Origin of the sequence: Pseudarthrobacter sp. BRE9 (genome assembly GCF_031844305.1) — a bacterium.
Classification (GTDB): Bacteria; Actinomycetota; Actinomycetes; order Actinomycetales; family Micrococcaceae; genus Arthrobacter.
The window spans coordinates 22,822-41,535 of the sequence record NZ_JAUZUY010000009.1 but is presented as its reverse complement, the minus strand read 5'-3'; the positions used below and the strand labels follow the sequence as shown (position 1 = coordinate 41,535).

Here is an 18,714-nt window from a genome sequence, read left to right as displayed (position 1 = left end):
ATCGGGCGGGACCAAGTGCAGCCCGGCATCGTCCACTTGGGCCTGGGTGCCTTCGCCCGCGCCCACACGGCCGTCTATACGGAGGACGCGATGCTGGCCGCCGGCGACTTCGAGTGGGGGATCGTTGGGGTCACCCAGCGTTCGGACACCGTGGCCCGGCAACTCGCGCCGCAGGACGGCCTGTTCACCGTGGTCGAACGGGGAGAGGCTGCCGGCCCGCTGCGTGTGGTCTCCAGCATCGTGGACGTCATATCGGGGCGGGACAACCCGGACCTGGTGGTGGAGCGGATCGCCGCCCCGGCCACAAGGATCGTCACCCTCACGATCACGGAAAAGGGATACCGCTTCGATCCGCAGACCCGCACCCTTGACCTAAAGGACCCGGAAATCCAGGCGGACCTCGCCGGACGGGCGCCGCACACCGCCATCGGGCAAATCGTCCGCGGCCTGCAACAGCGCTCTCTCACTGGTGCCGGACCGGTCACGGTGGTGTCCTGCGACAACCTGCCCGGCAACGGGGAACTTACCGGAACCCTCGTCAGGAACTTCGCCGGGGCCCTGCCCGCACCCGAAAGTGAGCCCCTGCTGGCCTGGCTGCCAGGAAACGCCACCTTCCCCAGCACCATGGTTGACCGGATGGTGCCCGCCACCACGCCAGGTGACTTGGACGGCGTCGAACATGAACTTGGCCTGCGCGACGAAGCGGCCGTGGTGGCCGAAACCTTCAAACAGTGGGTCATCGAGGACAATTTCGCCGCCGGCAGGCCGCGTTGGGAGGATGCCGGGGCGGTGTTCAGTTCCGACGTCGCGAACTGGGAGGCCGCGAAGCTGCGGCTGCTCAATGCCAGCCACTCGATGCTGGCCTACCTTGGCCTCGCCGCCGGCAAGGAAACCATCAGCGACGCCGTGGCCGCGGACTCATTCCGCAGCGCCTGCCGGCGCATGTTGCTCCAGGAAGCGCTGCCCAGCATCACCCTCCCGGCCGGGCTGGACGGGGAGCAGTACTGCGACGAGGTGCTACGCCGTTTCGCCAACCCTGCCCTGGGCCACACCACCGCGAAAGTGGGCAGCGACGGTTCCCAGAAAATCGGGCTGCGCCTGCTTCCCACCATCAGGGGAATATTCGACGCCGGCCGCGCGCCAGCGTGGGCGGCGCTCGCCGTCGCCGCGTGGATGCACCACGTTGCCACCACCCCAGAAGCGGACCTGGACGACCCCCTCACTGCGGAACTGAACGCAACACTGCCGGCTCGCCGGGACGCGGACACCGTGGTGCCCGCCCTGCTGGGGTTCCGGCCCATTTTCGAGCAGGACCTGGCCGAACACGGCGGGTTCCGGAAACTGCTCCTGGACTGGTACCGCATCATCGAAACCAACGGGACTATCGACAACGGGCCGGACGGCCTGGGAAATGAGATCAACCATGGCTGACGCATCAGGCGTCCTCCGCGTTTCACCTGTCATCCCGGTGGTCACCATCGACGACCCCCAGGATGCCGTGCCCCTGGCGCGTGCCCTGGTGGACGGCGGCGTGAAGATCATCGAGCTGACGCTCCGGACCGAGTCTGCGCTGACCTCCCTGAAACTGATCGCGGAGGAGGTACCGGACATCCTGGTGGGCGCCGGCACCATTCTTACGCCGGGCCAGGCCGACGCCGCCGTTCAGGCAGGTGCCGAATTCCTGGTCAGCCCCGGGGTCACCCCCGCCCTGCTCACCTCGATGCTGTCGCTGGACGTTCCGGTGCTTCCCGGCGTCGCCACGGTCGGGGAGGTGATGGCGGTCCTGGAGCAGGGCCTGGACGCCATGAAGTTCTTCCCGGCCGGCCCGGCGGGAGGCCCGTCCTACCTGGCGGCCATCGGGGCGCCCATCCCGCACGTGCAGTTCTGCCCCACCGGAGGGATCAGCCTGGCCAGCGCCCCGGAGTACTTGAAGCTGTCCAACGTTGCCTGCGTTGGCGGGAGCTGGCTTACGCCGGCCGACGCCGTCGCGGCCAAAGACTGGGCCCGGATCACCAGTCTGGCCGGCGGTGCGGCAGCGCTCGCACGGTAATCCCGTCAGCCCTCGGCGGCGGCCTCTTCGGCTGCGGCGGCCCGGACCTGGGCCTTGTCGTGCTCCGCGTGGGCCTTGTGCAGCAGCTCCATGAACTCGGTTTCGTTGCGGACCAGCCGCTTGTACTTCTCGGGAAGCTTGCGGATCTGGGCCTCTTCGCCGCACATCCTGGCGAAGATCTTGTCGCGTTCCGCCATGTCCGTCTCGTAGTTGAGGTCCAGGTATTCCGTGGCGTGGCGCCGCGCCCCGGACACAGCGTTCTTGGCCTTGCCCTTCGGGCTGAAGATGGACGCCAGGATGGTCACCACCAGGACACCCAGGATGACGCCCAGCGAGACGCCTGTGCTGACCTCCACTACGTTGACGTGCTTGCCGTCATTGACGAATGGAAGCGTGTTCTCGTGCAGGGCGTGCAGGATGAGTTTCACGCCGATGAAACCCAGGATGACCGCCAGGCCGTACGAGAGGAAGATCAGCCGGTCCAGCAGGCCGTCGATCAGGAAGAACAGCTGCCGCAGGCCCATCAGCGAGAACGCGGTGGCGGTGAACACGACGAACACGTTTTGGGTGAGGCCGAAGATCGCCGGAATGGAGTCCAGGGCGAACAGGATGTCCGTGCCGCCGATGGCCACCATCACCAGCAGCATCGGCGTCAGGACCCGCTTGCCGTTCTCCACCGTGAAGAGCTTGTCGCCGTCGTAGTGTTCCGACGCCGGCAGGAACTTCTTGGCGAGCCGGACCACCAGGCCTTCGGAGTCGTCGTCGTGGTTGTCGGGTTTGAGCAGGTTGCCGGCGGTGATCAGCAGGATAAGCCCGAAGATGTAGAACACCCAGGCGAAACTGTTGATCAATGCCGCGCCCAGGAAGATGAACGCCGTACGGGCGATCAGCGAGAACACGATGCCGAAGAGCAGCACCTTCTGCTGGTCGGCGCGGGGCACCTTGAAGCTGGCCATGATGATCAGGAACACGAAAAGGTTGTCCACGGACAGGGCCTTCTCCGTGACATAGCCGGCGAAGTATTCGGTGCCCATGGCCGGGCCCCCGAACAGGAGCACCCCGAGGCCGAACACCAGCGCGACGCCCACGTAGATCGCGGACCAGGTGGCGGACTCCTTGAGGGCCGGGGTGTGGGCTTTCCGGACGTGGAAGAAGAAATCGAAGGCCAGCAGCCCCACGATTCCCGCGATGGTCAGGGTCCAGACATAAGCAGGTACTTCCACGCGGCGGGCCTTTCGTCGGAGGTTCCGTCCAGCCTACCTAAGCGGGCTTCAGGAGTTTGTTCTCCACCACGGCGGACCGGGACAGCGTCTTGTACCCCTCCTGTTCAAAGAGCACCGTGATGACGTCGTCCTCGTGCCGCATCACCAGGCCGGGGCCCCACTCCTTGTGGACCACCGCGGACTGTAGCGGGAAAGGCTCCTCGGCGGCGGAAGCCGGCCCGCCGTCGTCGGACGCCTTGCCCTGCTGCGCCAAGTCCGATGAAGCGGCAGCAGCGCACCCGTCACAGTTTCCGCACGGCTCCGGCAGATCCTCGCCGAAGTAGCCCAGCAGGAACTGCCGCCGGCAGCCGTCCGTCTCCGCGTAGGCGCGCATCATGGTCAGCCGGGACTGGTCCACGCGCTGCCGGGCCTCGGCGAGTTCCACGGCGTCGGCCACCAGGGTGGGGAGCTTGGCTTTGGATGCCAGCCGGATTCCCCGTTTGCCCGTGCTGACGGCGCCAACCTCCTCCAGCTGGTTGATGAGTCCGGTGACGCGGCGGGAGGGTAACCCGGTGAGTTCTGCCAGCGACGCCTTGGGTGCGGGAGCCTTGGCAGCCTTGAGGATCTTCAAGACCTCCAGGAGGGAATCGGGATCGGGGGAGTGGGTGCCAAAGAATTTCCGCAGCCCCAGATCCTCCGAGCGGTAATGCAGCACGGCGGAGGCGGGTTCGCCGTCCCTGCCCGCCCGCCCGATCTCCTGGTAGTACGCGTCCAGCGACTCCGGAATGTCGGCATGCACCACAAACCTGACGTTGGGCTTGTCGATGCCCATGCCGAACGCTGTGGTGGCAACCACGACGTCCAGCTTGTCGTCCAGGAACAGCTCGTGGATGTGTTCGCGGTCCTTGGCGGAACGGCCTGCGTGGTAGGCCTCCGCGCGCAGCCCTTCCTCAACCAGCTTGGCCGCGTATTTCTCCGTGTCCTTCCGGGTGGCCGCGTAAAGCAGGCCCTGCCCCTTCCCGGCCAGGTCCGCCACCTGCTCCAGCACGGCTTTGCGCTTGCCCTTGTCCTCCTGGTGCCGGACCACGTCCAGGCTGATGTTGGGCCGGTCGAAGCCGTGGACCAGGACCAGGGGGGCCTCCATGCCCAGCCGCTCCACGATCTCGTCCCTGACGGGCGGGGAGGCAGTAGCGGTCAAAGCAGCCACGGGCGGGTTCCCCAGCTGTTCCCGGACAGCGCCGAGGGCCAGGTAGTCCGGGCGGAAGTCGTGGCCCCAGGAGGAAACGCAATGGGCCTCATCCACCACGAACAGTGATATCTCCAGGGCTTTGATCCGGTCCACGGTCGACTGCTTGGCCAGCTGCTCCGGTGCGAGGAACAGGAACACCGCCCTGCCCTCCTCAGCGGCCTGCCATGACGCCTCGACCTCTGTGTCGCTGTGCGAGGAGTTGATGGCCACCGCGGAATCCTGCCCCAGGACCTGGGCCAGCCCGTCCAGCTGGTCCTCCTGCAGGGCAATCAGCGGTGAAACCACGACGGCGGGACGTCCGGTAGTCCTGTGCAGGTGCAGGGCTGCGACCTGGTAGATGGCGGATTTGCCGTAGCCGGTGGGCATGACGGCCAGGACGTCGCGGCCGTCGGCCAGGGCTGCCATGCCGGCCAATTGGCCGTCCCGCAGGTGGGGCAGGGAGAAGGGAGAATCAGCAAGGGCCCGAAGGGCTGGTTCGTCGGACATGAAAAGTCGCTCCGCACAGACGAAAACAGCGGCCGCTTGCTTCAGCCGTACGAACCACCCTACGCCAGCCCTGCCCCGCCGTCGCAACGTCCGGCGATGGCAACTCCCCGCATTGAGGACCTTTCCCCACGGCGGGCGAGGGGTTTTTGTCCGTTAGGCGGGGATATGGCCGGTCACTGCCCGCCGTCCGCCCAGCCGCGGCGGCGCTGGCGGGCCGGCCCATTCAGGTGTCGATGGTGGACATGTTGGGGTAGCGGGCGCCGGCAGTTGCCCCCGCCGGGGCCAGCTGGTCCAGCAGTTGCAGCTCGTCCTGGCTCAGCTCGACGTCCACTGCGCCCAGGTTCTCGCGAAGCCGTTCACGCTTCTTGGTGCCCGGGATCGGGACGATATGCTCACCCTGCGCCAGCAGCCAGGCGAGGGCCAGCTGGCCGGGAGTGCACTGTTTCCGGCCGGCCAGCTCCTTTACCCGGTCCACGAGTTCCAGGTTGCGGGTGAAGTTCTCGCCCTGGAAGCGCGGGGAGTGCCGCCTGAAGTCGTCCGCGGCGAAGTCGTCCACGCTGCGGATCTGCCCGGTGAGGAAGCCACGGCCCAACGGGCTGTAGGGCACAAAGCCGATGCCCAGTTCGGCGAGTACGGGGAACACCTTGGTTTCCGGCTCCCGTTCCCACAGCGAATACTCGGTCTGCAGGGCGGTGATGGGGTGCACGGCGTGGGCCCGCCGGATGGTGTCGGCGGACGCCTCGGACAAGCCCAGGTGCCGGACCTTCCCGGCCTGGACCAGTTCCGCCATGGCGCCAACCGTGTCCTCAATGGGCACGGTCTTGTCCACCCGGTGCTGGTAATACAAGTCGATGTGGTCCACGCCCAGCCGCTGGAGGCTGGCGTCGCAGGCGGACCTGACATATTCGGGGCGGCCGTTGATGCCAACCCAGGAACCGTCCTCGCGGCGTTCGTTCCCGAACTTGGTGGCCAGCGATGGCGCCTGCGCGGCGTCCGGCGATGGCGCGGCCCACCAGCTTTTCGTTGGTGAAGGGGCCGTACATGTCTGCCGTGTCGAGCAGGGATCCGCCGGTGTCCAGGAACTCGTGGATGGTGGCAATCGACTCCTGCTCGTCGCCGTCGCCGTAAAACTCGCTCATGCCCATGCAGCCAAGGCCCAGGGCGGAGACTGTCAGTTGTCCAAGGGTGCGCGTTTTCATGGGTTCTCCTCAGGGGTGGAACTTGCCCGGGAATCGGCCGGCCTGCGTGCGTTTCCAGAACAGCGGGAGCCGGGTGGTGCGGCGTACGCCACTATAGGCGTTTCCCCTATGGAATGCTCCCCCAAACAAGGGGCTTCGTACCCCTAGACCACCTTCCGGGCCCTGCCTAGACTGGGCGGATCCCCACCCGGGAACCGGTACCTGACCGCGTTGAATCTCCGAAAACCCATGGGCCAGCGCTGTTCCCATGCGGGATGTCCCACCCACCCAGATCATGGCCGTCCCACCGGACGCCTGACTACAGGAGCAAAAGATGACAGGGAACAAAGCCGTTGCCTACAAAGAAGCAGGCAAGGTCGAAGTTATTGACATTGATTATCCGACGTTCGAGCTCAAGGACGGGCCAGGGGTCAACCCCGCCAACGTGGGACGTCCGGTCAACCACGGGGTGATCCTCAAAACCGTGGCCACCAACATTTGCGGATCGGACCAGCACATGGTCCGCGGCCGCACCACCGCTCCGCCCAACCTGGTGCTGGGCCATGAAATCACCGGTGAAGTGGTGGAGGTGGGACGCGACGTCGAATTCATTAAAGTCGGCGACCTCTGTTCGGTGCCGTTCAACATCGCCTGCGGCCGCTGCCGCAACTGCAAGGAGCGCAAGACCGGCATCTGCCTCAACGTGAACCCGGACCGCCCGGGCAGCGCTTATGGCTACGTGGACATGGGCGGCTGGGTGGGCGGCCAGGCCAACTACGTCCTGGTGCCCTACGCGGACTGGAACCTGCTGAAGTTCCCGGACAAGGACCGGGCCATGGAGAAGATCCTGGACCTGGCCATGCTCTCGGACATTTTTCCCACCGGCTTCCACGGCGCCGTCAGTGCAGGGGTTGGCGTCGGCTCCACCGTGTACGTCGCCGGTGCCGGTCCCGTTGGCCTGGCAGCGGCCACCAGCGCGCATCTGCTGGGTGCCGCCGTCGTGATTGTGGGCGACCTCAACGCTGACAGGTTGGCGCAGGCACGCAGCTTCGGCTGCGAAACGGTGGACTTGAGCCAGGGCGGCCCGCAAGAGCAGATCGAACAGATCCTGGGTGTACCGGAAGTGGACTGCGGCGTGGACGCGGTGGGGTTCGAGGCCCGCGGACACGGCCATGGGAAGAATGCGGAGGAAGCGCCCGCGACGGTGCTGAACTCACTGATGGAGATCACGGCGGCCGGCGGGGCGCTGGGTATCCCCGGCCTTTACGTCACCGGCGACCCGGGCGGCATTGACGAGGCCGCCAAGCAGGGCTCGCTGAGCCTCAGCCTTGGCACCGGCTGGGCAAAGTCGCTGAGCTTCACCACGGGCCAATGCCCGGTGATGAAGTACAACCGGCAGCTGATGATGGCCATCCTCAATGACCGGGTCAGCATCGCCAAGAACGTCAATGCCAAGGCCATTCCGCTGGAGGAGGCGCCGAAGGGCTACGCGGAGTTCGACGCCGGCGCAGCCACCAAGTACGTCCTGAACCCCAACGGCTACTTGAGCTGACGCGGAGGCGGACGGGGACGCCACCAAGGATCCCTTGCTTGCGGAAATAACTGTTGCCCGTGCCGGGTTAGGCTTTGCACGGGCAGCAGAAACCCGCAAATGAAGGAGTTTCCCTTGAGTGACATCACCGTCCGCCATAACCCGGGGCGTGAACGCTTCGAGATCCTCGACGCCGGCAACGTGATCGGCAAGGCCGCGTACAAGGAGTACGACGGCGGGGAGTCGCCGCAGCGGATTTTCTACCACACGGTGATCAACGAGGAATACGGCGGGCAGGGCCTGGCAGGCCGGCTGGCCACGGCTGCCCTGGACAGCACGGTGGAAGCCGGGAGCGGCATCATCCCGGTGTGCCCTTTCATCAAGAAGTTCCTGGCCAAGCACCCGGAATACTCGGCGAACGTCGTGCCCGTGGCGGCGGCCCACCTGGAATTCCTGGACACCGCCATGACGGCCCGCACCCGCGGTTAGCGCATCCTTAATACTGGGCGCGGAACACTCCGCAAGCCTTCAGGAAGCTCCCAACCTCCGGTGATTTAATCGGCATTTGTCAGCGCGGTCCATCCGCGCTGGTGGTGTTTTTGATTGCCGAGGCGGGACAGGAGCCCTTTGTATGTCCGTGCACCCCGTGGTGCCCAAACCAGGCCGCGGTGCTCCGCTGCCACCGCCGGGCAAGCCGTCCTCCGGGAAGCCGTCCTCGAGCAGGAAGCGGGGCCACAGAAGGTTGCTGATACTGGCCTTTGCGGTAGTGCTGGTCATCGTCGGTACTGTCACGCTCGCCGTGGTCCGGTCCGAGCCGCGAACGGGCGCCGTGGTCCCCACCCAACCGGCCGTACCCGCGGCGCCGGTGGCGGCAGCTCCGCCGTCGTTGCAGGACAGCGTGGACAACATCCTCAGTGAGGCGGATGAATACCGGATCGGGCTGGCGCTCGCCGACGTGTCCGGCGGCGCGGAACGGACGTTCGGCGACCAGGACACGTTCACTGCTGCCAGTACGGCCAAGATCCTCACTGCCGCCGCCTACTACCACATGGTGGAAAACGGGCAGGCGAGCCTGGACGATTCCATGGGCGACTACGACGCCGAGTTCCAACTCAAAGCCATGGTCAACGACAGCAACAACGATTCCTGGCTGCTGCTGATGGACGCCGTGGGCTACCCGCAACTGATTGCCTACGCGGACTCCATTGGCGTCACCTACGACCCCGAACAAAACCTCCTCACGGCAGCGGACATGGCACTGATCCTCAAGAAGCTGTACGCGGGGGAGCTCCTGGACAAGGACAACACCGCGCAGCTACTGAGCTACATGCAGGACACCAATAACGAAGACCTCATTCCGGCGGGCTCAAGGTCCGGCGTGGACGTGCACCACAAGTACGGGGAAGTGTCCGGCGAACTGCACGACGCCGCGCTTCTGAGCTACCGCGGTTCCACATTCGCGCTGGTCATCTATACGGAGAACCGTGATGGCGCGACGGATGATGGCCAGGCCGAGGTGATCCGGGACCTGACCCAGGCAGTTGAGGACGCGCTGTTCCCGGTGGGTGTGGCCGGCAAGTAGTGCATGCCACACCGCGCCGGACGGGGGTAAGTCGCCCGCGGTGGAGGCTTTAGGCCAGACTGTTACCGTGAGCAACAACCCCCGGACTGCCCTGGCCGTCGCCGGCCTCAGCCTGGGCACGGCACTGAACCCGTTGAACTCCTCCATGATCGCCGTGGCCCTGGTGGTGCTGCGCGCCGACTTTGGGCTCGACGTCGCTGCCGTCACCTGGGTGGTTACGTCCTTCTACCTCGCCTCCGCGGCCGGGCAGCCGGTGATGGGCCGGCTGGCAGACCGGTTCGGGCCGCGGCGGATGTTCCTGCTCGGCATGGGGCTTGTGGCCGTCACCTGCGCCCTGGCTCCGCTGGCCCCGAACTTCGCGTTGCTCTGCGTGGCGCGGGCGGTCATGGCGCTGGGAACAGCCACCGCATATCCCAGTGCCGTGGTGATGGTCGGGGCCCTGGCGCACCAGGCCAAAGTGGATTCGGCCCGGCCACTGGGCCGGCTGCAGATGGCCAACACGTCCGCAGCCGCGGTGGGCCCGGTGATCGGCGGCCTGCTGGTGGGTTTCGTGGGCTGGAAGTCGCTGTTCCTGATCAACGTCCCACTGTCGCTGGCGGCGTTGCTCATCGTGCGGAGGGCCGCGCCGCCGGACCAGGTCCGGGAGCGCGGCAGCGTGGCGGAATTGGTGCGGGATTCCGACGTCCCGGGCATTGCCGGCTTCATCGGCGCGCTCCTGCTGGTCATGATGGCGGCCCTGAACGTGGCGCCGGACTACCGCTGGTGGATGCTGGCCGGCGGGACCGTCATCGCGGCATTGTTTGCCTGGCGGGAGCTGCGCTTCGCCAAGCCCTTCCTGGACCTGCGGCTGCTGGGGCGGAACAGGCCGCTGATGCTGGTGTACCTCGCCTTCGCCGTGTTCAGCAGCGTCTACTACTTCGTCTTTTTCGGCCTTCCGCAGCTGCTGCAGGAAGCCGGCGGCTACGATCCCGGCGTGGTGGGCCTGCTGATGCTGCCGCTGGCGGGCATGTCCGTGGTGGCCACCCCGTGGGCAGTTTCGGCCATGGGAAGGTTTGGTGTCCGCCGCGTGCTGCTTGCCGGCGTCGTCCTTTTGACCATGGTGGCGGCACTCATGTGGCTGCTGACCGGCACACTGGCCATCCCTGTCGTGGTGGTGCTGACCGCGCTGATGGGCATCCCGTACGGCACGGTCAGCATCGCCTCCAACCAGGGCATGTTCGTGTCCACGCGGCCTCAGGACCGCGGCGTTGCTGCCGGGATCTACCAGACCTGCCGCTACGTGGGCGCGATTACCGCCACCGTGATGATCGGGGTGTTCGCGTCCGGCGGAGTGCACCAGGACAGCTGGATGCGGATGGTGCTGGCCATGCTGGTGCTCTGTGCCGTGACGTTCGGAATCTCCGTGTTCTGGCGGCAGCAGAAGGTTTAGGCCGGCTGCGCGGAGTACCTCCTAGGGCCCTTCGCGCCGGAGCCATACCGCGTTGTCCGGCTGCAGCCGGCCGTCCTGCTCCAGAGGGAAGGCGCTGAAAAGGACGACGCCGGCGGGCAGCTTCACGGGTTCGCTTCCCATGGCAACCGCCACCAGGAAGCCGGCGTTGCGTTCGCAGATCAGCAGGTTCCCGTCCTCCACCCGCCAGGTGCCGCCGTCGTCCGCCGTGAAGGTGCCGTCGGCCCAGAGCCGGCGCCGCAGGGCCATGGCCCGGGTGGCCAGCGCCAGCGCAGAGTCCGGATCCTGTTGCTGGCGTTCGATGGCGTGCTTGCCCCAGCCGGAGGGAAGCGGCAGCCAGGGCTTGGCCGTGGGCACCGGTGCCGGGCTGGCCAGTGAGAAGCCGTGGTTGAGGGCCGGGTCTTCGGTCCACGGCAGGGGAACCCGGGCGCCGTCGCGGCAGACTCCGCCCCGGGCCCACATGGGATCTACCCGGGCCTCGACCGGGACGTCCACTTCCGGCAGGCCGAGCTCCTGGCCCTGGTAGATATACGCCGGACCGGGCAGCCCGAGCAACGCAACGAGTGCGGCGCGTGCCCGCAAGGAACCCAGTTCGCCGCCGCCAAAACGGGTGGCGGAGCGGACGATGTCGTGGTTTTCCAGCGCCCAGGTCGGGGGGCCGCCGTGCAGCCGACGCGCGGTTTCGAGGTCGTTGCCCACGGCGGCCCAGGCCGCCGGGTCCCAGCCGAGCTTCACGAACGCGAAGGCGAAGGCCTGCTGCATCTCGTCGGCGCGGGTGTAGCGGGCGGCACGGGCCGGTTCCAGGTTGACCTCACCCACCAGCAGGCGTTGCGGCTGGTACTTCCCGGCGAGGGTACGCCACCGGCGGTAGACCTCGTGGACTTCCTCCTGGTCCGAGACCTGCGGGTTGGACCGCAGCCCGTCCACCACCCCGCCTGTGGAGGGGGAGTCCGGCAGGCCCTCGGCCTTGAACAGGGCATGCGCGACGTCGATGCGGAGGCCGTCCACGCCCTTGTCGAACCAAAAGCGCAGCACGCCGTCGAAGTAGTCGCCGACAGCAGGGTTGCGCCAGTTCCAGTCCGGCTGCGCGGGTGAGAAGAGGTGCAGGTACCAGTCGGTGTCCGTCCCGGACTCCGGATTGGCGCGGCTCCAGGCGCGGCCGCCGAAAACACTCTGCCAGTTGTTCGGAGGAACGTCAGTGGCAGGATCGGCAGCGGGCACAAAGTGGAACATGTCCCGCTCCGGTGACCGCGGACCGGCCGCAAGTGCGGCCTGGAACAGCGGATGCTCCGAAGAGCAGTGGTTGGGGACGACGTCGAGCAGGATCCGAAGGCCCAGCCCATGCGCCTGCTCCAGGAGGGCATCAAACTGTTCCATGGTGCCGAACAAGGGGTCCACTCCGCAGTAGTCGCTCACGTCGTAGCCCTGGTCCACCTGCGGGGAAGGTTGGAACGGGGTCATCCAAATGCCGTCGACGCCGAGGGCGGCGATGTATGGCAGCCGGGCGATGAGACCGGCGAGGTCGCCCACGCCGTCGCCGTCGCCGTCGGCGAAGGAGCGCGGATAGACCTCGTAGATGACAGCCGACTGCCACCACTGGCCGGCGGGGGTGAGGGCGGTTTCCTCGGCCAGCGCGACGGGCGCGGGCGCGTCGACAGGCTGCCCGCTCATTTGCCGGTGCCTGCGGTGAGGCCTTCGACGATCCGGCGCTGGAAGATCAGCACCATGATCACCAGCGGGACGGTGACGATCACCCCGGCGGCCATCTGCTCGCCGAAGGGCGCCTGGAATTCCGTGGCGCCTGTGAACTTGGAGATTGCGACGGTGGCAGTCTGGATCTTGGGGTCGTTGATCATGGACAGCGCGATGATGAACTCGTTCCAGCTGTGGATGAAGGTCAGGATCGCGGTGGTGAAGACACCGGGCGCGGCGAGCGGCAGCAGGACCTTCCGGAACGCCTGCCACTTCGTGCAGCCGTCAATCATGGCGGCCTCTTCAAGGTCAAACGGCAGGGCCTTCATGAAGGTGGTGAGGTTCCAGACCGCCAACGGGATCGCGAAGGACAGGCTGGGAACGATCATGGCCTGGTAGGTGTTGATCCAGCCGATGTCGGTGAAGAGCCGCAGCAGCGGGACCACCACGGAGATGCCGGGGAACATGGAGGTCGCAATGATGACGCCCAGGATGAGCGACTTGAAGCGGAAGTTCAACCGGGAGATGGCGTAGGCGGCGAAAACGCCCAGGAGCAGGGCGAAGACGGTGGTGGTGCCGGCGACGATCAGCGAGTTCAGCAGCGCCTGGCCGAACATGGTGGAGCCGTCGAAGACCTTGGCGTAATTCTCCAGCGAGAACGGGGCCGGCAGCAGGGTGTTGTCGAAGATGTCGGCAGTCCGGCGGAGGCTGGAGACCAGCATCCAGTAAAACGGGGCCAAACAGTAGACGAAGATCAGGGCCAGGCCGGCATACACGCTGTAGGAGCGCCAGGTTCGCTTGGGCTTTCCGGGGCCGGCGGCCGTGCCGGCGTCGGGGGCTGCGCCGGAAGATGCGGTGGCGTTGCGGAGGTCGGAGATGGTCATCGTGTGGCCTCGGCCTTCGTGGTGCGGGACTTCTTGGTGATCAGCTTCAGTTCCTTGGCGCCGGTGATGTCGGCGCCAAGCACCTTGACGAAGACGATCGCGACGACGGCGACGTACAGGAAGAGCATGACGGCGAACGCGGAGGCGGACCCGTAGCGGAGCTGGTTGGATTCGTCCCACGCCAGCATGGAGAGGGTTTCCACCGATTCTTTGCCCGGGCCCACCAGGACGAAGGGGAGATCGAACATGCGCAGCGCGTCGAGCATGCGGAACAGCACGGCCACCAGCAGGGTGGGCTTGACCAGCGGGAGGGTGATGGAGCCCAGCTGCCGCCACCAGCCGGCACCGTCGATCTTGGCCGCTTCGTAGACTTCGCCGGGGATGACCTGCATGCCGGCCAGGACCAGCAGCCCGATGAACGGGGCAGTCTTCCAGACCTCGGCGATGATCACGGCGAGCTTGGAGGCGTTACCTTCGGCGGTCCAGAGGATTTCGCTGCCCAGCAGGGTGTTGGCGATGCCGTCGGACTGGAAGATCCAGCGCCACAGCAGGCCCGAAACGGCGGTGGGGACGGCCCACGGGACCAGGATGCTGGCACGCAGGAAGGACCGGCCGCGGAATGCGCGGTTCATGGCCAGGGCAAGGCAAAGACCAAGGACAGTTTCGAGGAACACCGTGCTGACCGTGAAGAAGGTGGTGTTGGCGAAAGCGTTGACGAAGCGCCGGCCGGATTCGCCGGCGAAGAGGTCTGCGTAGTTGGCCAGGCCCACGAAGGAGTCGACGTCGGAGACGAAGCCGTCTACGTCCAGGCCGGATTCGGCGCGGTACAGTGACTGGTGCACCGCCGAGAGCAGCGGGTACACGATCACCAGGACCAGTACCAGGATCGTGGGGGAGAGCAGCATCGCGGCCATGCGGCCCTCGCCGGGGGTCCGTTTGCCGCGTCTGTGCGGGCTGGCCGGTCCGGCTGCGCCGGTCTGCTCGCCGGCGGGCGAGGCGGTCGTCGTCGTCATGCTTTGGTACCTAACTGGAAGTTGCAGCATGCCTGGCCGGCCGGGGGTAGGCCGACCGGCCAGGCATCGGGAACGAACTGCGGGGGATTACTTGGCGGCCAGTTCGGTGAGCTTGGCCTGCATGTCGTTCAGGGCGGTGTCCGTGTCCTTCTTCCCGGTTATCGCGGCGTAGGCCTCTTCCTGGATGGCCTTGGTGGTGGCGCCGTACTGGACCACCTTCGGGCGCGGCTGGGCGTTATTCAAGGACTTCAGGAGGGTGGGGAAGAATGGCCGTTTGGCGACGACGGCGGGATCCTCGAAGAGGGCGCCGTAGACAGGGGCGCGGGAGGACAGCTCAAGGCGCTTCTGGGCCTGCTCCTGGCTGGTGAAGAACTTGACGAATTCCAGCGCGGTGGCCTTGTTCGGGGTGAACGGGGAGATCGCCAGGCTGCGGCCGCCCAGGGTGGAGACGCCTGGGCCGTCGGTGCCCGGGATGGAGGTGATGTCGAATTTGCCGTTGACCTTGCTGGAACCGTCGGTGGCGCTGAGGGAAGCATAGACGAACGGCCAGTTGCGCAGGAAGACCACCTTGCCATCCTGGAATGCGCGGCGGCCCTGCTCCTCGAGGTAGGTGATGGCGTCGGACGGGAAAAGTCCTTCCTTGAAGCCGTCCACCAGCAGGTTCAGGCCTTTCTTGGCTTCCGCGGTGTTGACCGTGGGCTTGCCCTCGGCGTTCACCACGGAGCCGCCGGCGGAGGCCACGGCCTCGGAGAAGTTGACCGTCAGGGCCTCGTTCTTGTCGAACTGGCCTGCGTAGCAGGACATGCCCGCGGCTTCGGGAAGGGCCAGGATGGCCTTGCAGGCGGTCTTCATCTCGTCCCAGGTCTTGGGCGGGGCGGCGACGCCGGCGGCCTTGAGCAGGTCCGAACGGAAGTAGAACAGCGCTCCGTCGGTGTAGTACGGGGCGCCCACCAGGGTGTCCCGGTACTTTGCGGCGTTGACCGTCGGCGGGATCATCTTGTCCGTGGGAATGGCGTCCGCGGGCAGCGGCAGGATCCACTTGTTCGCGGCGAACTCGGAGGTCCAGACGACGTCGAGGTTCAGCACGCTGAAGGTGTCGGACTTGATCTGGGCGTTCTGGATGAGCTGCTGGCGTTGCTGGTCCGCGGAGTCCGGCAATTCGATGAAGGTGACCTTCTCGTCGGGGTGGGCGGTGTTCCATTCCTCGATGCTCTTGTTGGCGGCGCCGGAAGCGTCGCGGTTGGAGACATAGTTGATTGGCCCCTTGCCTTCAAAGGCGGCCGCGGGGTTGGCACTGGCCTTGGGTTCCGGGGACGTTCCGCCGCAGGCTGTCAGCCCGGTAGCGGCCGCGGTGACCAGTGCGGTGGTGGTGAGAAGTGTCTGCCAGGTGTGGCGGCGCTGCCTCATGTGATGCTCCTTCTGGGGATTTTTTCTGTGGCACATTGGTGCGGGCATGGGAAAGCACGACGACGGCGGCGCGGGAAAGCGCCGGCCGCCGCGTGTGCGGGGGCATGGCTTGGTGGCGGTACGGTCAGGTGGCGGGCGGCGGTGCCGTGGAACCCCGCTCGATGAGCCGGTGGGGCATGATTTTGGGGCCGAGGTCCCGTGCCCGGAGGAGTTTGGTGACGGCCATGCGCCCCATCTCTTCCAGCGGCTGGGCCATGGTGCTGAGCGGCGGGTGGACGTGCAGCGAGGTTGACGTGTTGTCGAAGCCCAGCACGGAGACGTCTTCGGGGACTTTCCTGCCGCGCTTCTGGAGTTCATTGACCACCGCGGCGCCCATTTCGTCACTGACGGCGAAGATCGCGGTGAGACCGGGGTCCTGGGCCAGGAGCTCATCCAGGCCCGGGGCTCCGCTGTCGTAGAAGAAGCTTCCGGTGGCCGTCACGGGGGTGCACTTCGCCTCGCTCATGGCGCGGAGGTAGCCGCGCCTGCGTGGCTGGGCCACAAAGACCGACTGCGGGTCACCGGCCAGGAGCCCGATACGCCGGTGGCCAATCCGCAGCAAATGACGGGTTGCGTCATATGCGGCCTGTTCATCGTCGATGGCGACACTGGGGGAGCCGGACTTGTCACTGATCGCCACGGAGATGATGGGGATGTTCGGCCCCAGCAGCTGGCGTGTTTCCTGGGTGATGACGGCGGAGATAAGGATGACACCTGCCGCCCGGTAGGTGCGCAGGGTGCGAAGGTAGCCGGCGATGAAGGCGGACTTGGCCCCGGTGCGCCCGAGCATGACGGCGTAGCCGCGTTCCTGGGCTTCCTCCTCGACGCCCTGCATCACCTTGGATGCCAGGGCGTCCGACACCATGGGCGCCAGGAGTCCTATCACGGATGTCTGCCTCGTCTTGAGCCCACGGGCCAGGTAGTCCGTCTCGTAGCTGAGCTTCCGGACGGCGGCCTCGACGCGTTCCCGCGTCTCGTCCGAGTACCCCACCAGGCCATTCACCACGCGGGAAACGGTGGCAGGGGACACTCCGGCGTGCTGCGCCACATCCCTGATGGTTACCACAGTGTCCTCCTTCCTTTCAGCCTGGTGCCGGAAAGGTTACGCAAACGGTTTACGTAAACGGTTGCGTAACCTGCCTCAACAAGATTAGGGGAAGGGTGCTGGAAGCCGTTGCGTTTCGTAAACGGCGACCGCCGGAGGCAGCGCGGCGGCGAACAAACGGGAACGGCCGCCCCCTAATGAGGGCAGCCGTTCCTGTTTTGTATTTCTCCCGTGGCAGGCCTTACTGCCTGCTTTCTGCTGGTGCCGCTGCAGGTCGGGGCCGGAGCCGGAGTGCCTGCATGCCGCCGTCGACAGCCAGGTCCACGCCCGTGGTGGACCCGGCGAGCGGGCTGGCCAAATACGCGACGGCTGCAGCGACCTCCTCCGGGCATACCAGCCGGCCGTGCGGCTGGCGGGCCTCGAGTGCGGCCCGCTCGGCTTGGGGGTCTGCCGCTGCTGACAGGAGCCGGGCGATCCACGGAGTGTCAGCGGTACCCGGGTTTACGCAGTTGACCCTGATCCCTTCGTGGAGGTGGTCGGCAGCCATGGCCAGGGTGAGCGACAGAACAGCACCCTTGGTGGCGCTGTAGAGGGCGCGTTGCGGAAGCCCGGCGGTGGCCGCAATGGAGCACGTGTTGACGATCGCCGCGTGGGCGGACCGGCGCAAGTACGGCAGGGCGGCCCTTGAAGCGCGGACCATCCCCAGCACGTTGATATCGAACACACGGTGCCACTCGTCGTCGTCGTTGGACTCAATGGTGCCCTGCGCACCCACGCCGGCGTTGTTGGCCAGGATGTCGATCCCGCCCAGGCGCTCTGCTGCCTCCTGTACTGCCCGCCGGACAGAGCCGTCGTCCGAGACGTCGCATTGGATTGCCGTGACCCCTTCCGGCGCCTGCCCGGGGCGGAGATCCAAAACAGCGACGGCGGCACCGCGCTCCTGCAGCAGCCGGGCCGTTGCGGCCCCTATCCCCGAGGCTCCTCCGGTGACGATTGCCTTGAGTCCCGCAAACTCCATTGTCTGGTCCTTTCGTGGTCGGGCTGTTTAACCCTGGAAGAATTCCTGGCGCTGGCGGCCGAGTCCTGCTACTTCAATTTCGACGACGTCCCCGGCCTTGAGGTAGGGGAAGCGCCCCGACAGGGCTACTCCCTCCGGGGTCCCGGTGCAGATCAGGTCTCCCGGCTCAAGGACCAGGAACTGGCTGAGGTCATAGATCACGCGCTCCACCCCAAAAATCAGGTCCCGGGTGGAGGAGTCCTGGCGGATGTCGCCGTTGACCCAGCTCCGCAACTGCAGGTCGCCGGCATCCACCTCATCCGGGGTGACCAGGTACGGGCCGGTGGGGCAGAAGCCGGCACAGCTCTTTCCCTTGGACCACTGGCCGCCGGATACCTCCAGCTGGAACGTGCGCTCGGAGAGGTCATTGACGGTGACATAGCCGGCGATGTGGTCGCGGGCCTGTTCCGGGGATTCCAGGTAGGAAGCCCGCCGTCCAATGACCACGCCCAGCTCGACCTCCCAGTCCGTCTTGGTGGACCCGCGCGGAATCGCTACTGCATCGAACGGGCCGGCCACGGTGTTTGGGGCCTTGTGGAAGATGATGGGCACCGACGGGGGAGCGGAACCTGACTCGGCCGCATGCGCCGCATAGTTCATGCCCACGCAGATGACCGATGATGGCCGGGCGATCGGGGCGCCGATCCGGGCACCATCAAGGTCAATCTCTGCCAATTCCCCCGCGGCAAGCGCCGCCGCTGCGCGCCCCGGTCCGTCGGACTCCCAGAAACCGGCGTCGATGTCCGCCGCCACCTGGTCCAGGGAGTAGTACTTTTGGTGGTGCAGGATGGCTGGTACTTCCTTGCCTGGTTCGCCGATGCGTGCAAACTGCATGGTCCTTCTTTCGTCAAT

Annotated in this window: 15 protein-coding genes and 1 pseudogene; 6 read left to right on the top strand and 10 right to left on the bottom strand. The window is 66.5% G+C overall.

Features of this window, described 5'->3' with window-relative positions:
* The first annotated feature begins 15 nt into the window (after positions 1-15).
* Together Q9R31_RS15710 and eda are read left to right on the top strand one after the other, a co-directional pair.
* The gene (locus Q9R31_RS15710; protein WP_311263645.1) at positions 16-1,431 is read left to right on the top strand and encodes a mannitol dehydrogenase family protein; all 1,416 of its coding nucleotides are present in this window, start codon (positions 16-18) and stop codon (positions 1,429-1,431) included.
* A complete protein-coding gene (gene eda, locus Q9R31_RS15705) occupies positions 1,424-2,050 on the top strand; it encodes a bifunctional 4-hydroxy-2-oxoglutarate aldolase/2-dehydro-3-deoxy-phosphogluconate aldolase (RefSeq protein ID WP_311263644.1) in 627 nt (208 codons plus the stop codon). The genes Q9R31_RS15710 and eda overlap by 8 nt, the downstream gene beginning before the upstream one ends.
* 5 nt (positions 2,051-2,055) lie before the next feature.
* Here the strand turns inward: eda and Q9R31_RS15700 are convergent, their stop codons facing one another.
* The 3 genes and pseudogenes from Q9R31_RS15700 to Q9R31_RS15690 form a co-directional block, all read right to left on the bottom strand.
* Positions 2,056-3,273: a TerC family protein gene (locus tag Q9R31_RS15700; protein WP_311263643.1), complete on the bottom strand. Its 1,218-nt coding sequence runs from the start codon at positions 3,271-3,273 to the stop codon at positions 2,056-2,058.
* Positions 3,274-3,310: 37 nt separating this feature from the next.
* Positions 3,311-4,987: an ATP-dependent DNA helicase RecQ gene (locus Q9R31_RS15695; protein WP_311263642.1), complete on the bottom strand. Its 1,677-nt coding sequence runs from the start codon at positions 4,985-4,987 to the stop codon at positions 3,311-3,313.
* A 223-nt stretch (positions 4,988-5,210) separates the two neighbouring features.
* Positions 5,211-6,186: pseudogene (locus Q9R31_RS15690) on the bottom strand (aldo/keto reductase).
* A 313-nt stretch (positions 6,187-6,499) separates the two neighbouring features.
* Here Q9R31_RS15690 and fdhA point away from each other — a divergent pair.
* The 4 genes from fdhA to Q9R31_RS15670 all read left to right on the top strand — a co-directional run bounded on the left by fdhA (position 6,500) and on the right by Q9R31_RS15670 (position 10,707).
* On the top strand, positions 6,500-7,717 hold the full coding sequence (fdhA, locus tag Q9R31_RS15685; RefSeq protein WP_311263641.1) for a formaldehyde dehydrogenase, glutathione-independent: 1,218 nt from the start codon (positions 6,500-6,502) through the stop codon (positions 7,715-7,717).
* A 114-nt stretch (positions 7,718-7,831) separates the two neighbouring features.
* Positions 7,832-8,185 (top strand): GNAT family N-acetyltransferase, encoded by a 354-nt coding sequence (locus Q9R31_RS15680; protein ID WP_311263640.1) that lies wholly within the window; start codon positions 7,832-7,834, stop codon positions 8,183-8,185.
* Between the two features lie 142 nt (positions 8,186-8,327).
* A complete protein-coding gene (locus Q9R31_RS15675) occupies positions 8,328-9,278 on the top strand; it encodes a serine hydrolase (protein ID WP_311263639.1) in 951 nt (316 codons plus the stop codon).
* A 67-nt stretch (positions 9,279-9,345) separates the two neighbouring features.
* Positions 9,346-10,707 (top strand): MFS transporter, encoded by a 1,362-nt coding sequence (locus Q9R31_RS15670; protein WP_311263638.1) that lies wholly within the window; start codon positions 9,346-9,348, stop codon positions 10,705-10,707.
* A gap of 21 nt (positions 10,708-10,728) precedes the next feature.
* On the opposite strand, the gene Q9R31_RS15665 is transcribed toward Q9R31_RS15670, so the two are convergent.
* From Q9R31_RS15665 to Q9R31_RS15635, 7 genes are all read right to left on the bottom strand, one after another.
* Positions 10,729-12,396 carry an alpha-amylase family glycosyl hydrolase gene (locus tag Q9R31_RS15665; RefSeq protein WP_311263637.1) on the bottom strand — a complete coding sequence of 556 codons (1,668 nt, stop codon included), beginning with the start codon at positions 12,394-12,396 and terminating at the stop codon, positions 10,729-10,731.
* Positions 12,393-13,301, bottom strand: a complete 909-nt coding sequence (locus tag Q9R31_RS15660; protein ID WP_311263636.1) for a carbohydrate ABC transporter permease — start codon at positions 13,299-13,301, stop codon at positions 12,393-12,395. Before Q9R31_RS15660 ends, Q9R31_RS15665 begins: the two co-directional genes overlap by 4 nt.
* Positions 13,298-14,314: a sugar ABC transporter permease gene (locus tag Q9R31_RS15655; protein WP_311263635.1), complete on the bottom strand. Its 1,017-nt coding sequence runs from the start codon at positions 14,312-14,314 to the stop codon at positions 13,298-13,300. The genes Q9R31_RS15660 and Q9R31_RS15655 overlap by 4 nt, the downstream gene beginning before the upstream one ends.
* 87 nt (positions 14,315-14,401) lie before the next feature.
* Positions 14,402-15,721: an ABC transporter substrate-binding protein gene (locus tag Q9R31_RS15650; protein WP_311263634.1), complete on the bottom strand. Its 1,320-nt coding sequence runs from the start codon at positions 15,719-15,721 to the stop codon at positions 14,402-14,404.
* Between the two features lie 124 nt (positions 15,722-15,845).
* A complete protein-coding gene (locus tag Q9R31_RS15645) occupies positions 15,846-16,826 on the bottom strand; it encodes a LacI family DNA-binding transcriptional regulator (RefSeq protein WP_311263633.1) in 981 nt (326 codons plus the stop codon).
* A gap of 220 nt (positions 16,827-17,046) precedes the next feature.
* Positions 17,047-17,823, bottom strand: coding sequence for an SDR family oxidoreductase (locus Q9R31_RS15640; RefSeq protein ID WP_311263632.1), 777 nt, complete (start codon positions 17,821-17,823; stop codon positions 17,047-17,049).
* Positions 17,824-17,850: 27 nt separating this feature from the next.
* A complete protein-coding gene (locus tag Q9R31_RS15635) occupies positions 17,851-18,696 on the bottom strand; it encodes a fumarylacetoacetate hydrolase family protein (RefSeq protein ID WP_311263631.1) in 846 nt (281 codons plus the stop codon).
* Between the last annotated feature and the right edge of the window lie 18 nt (positions 18,697-18,714).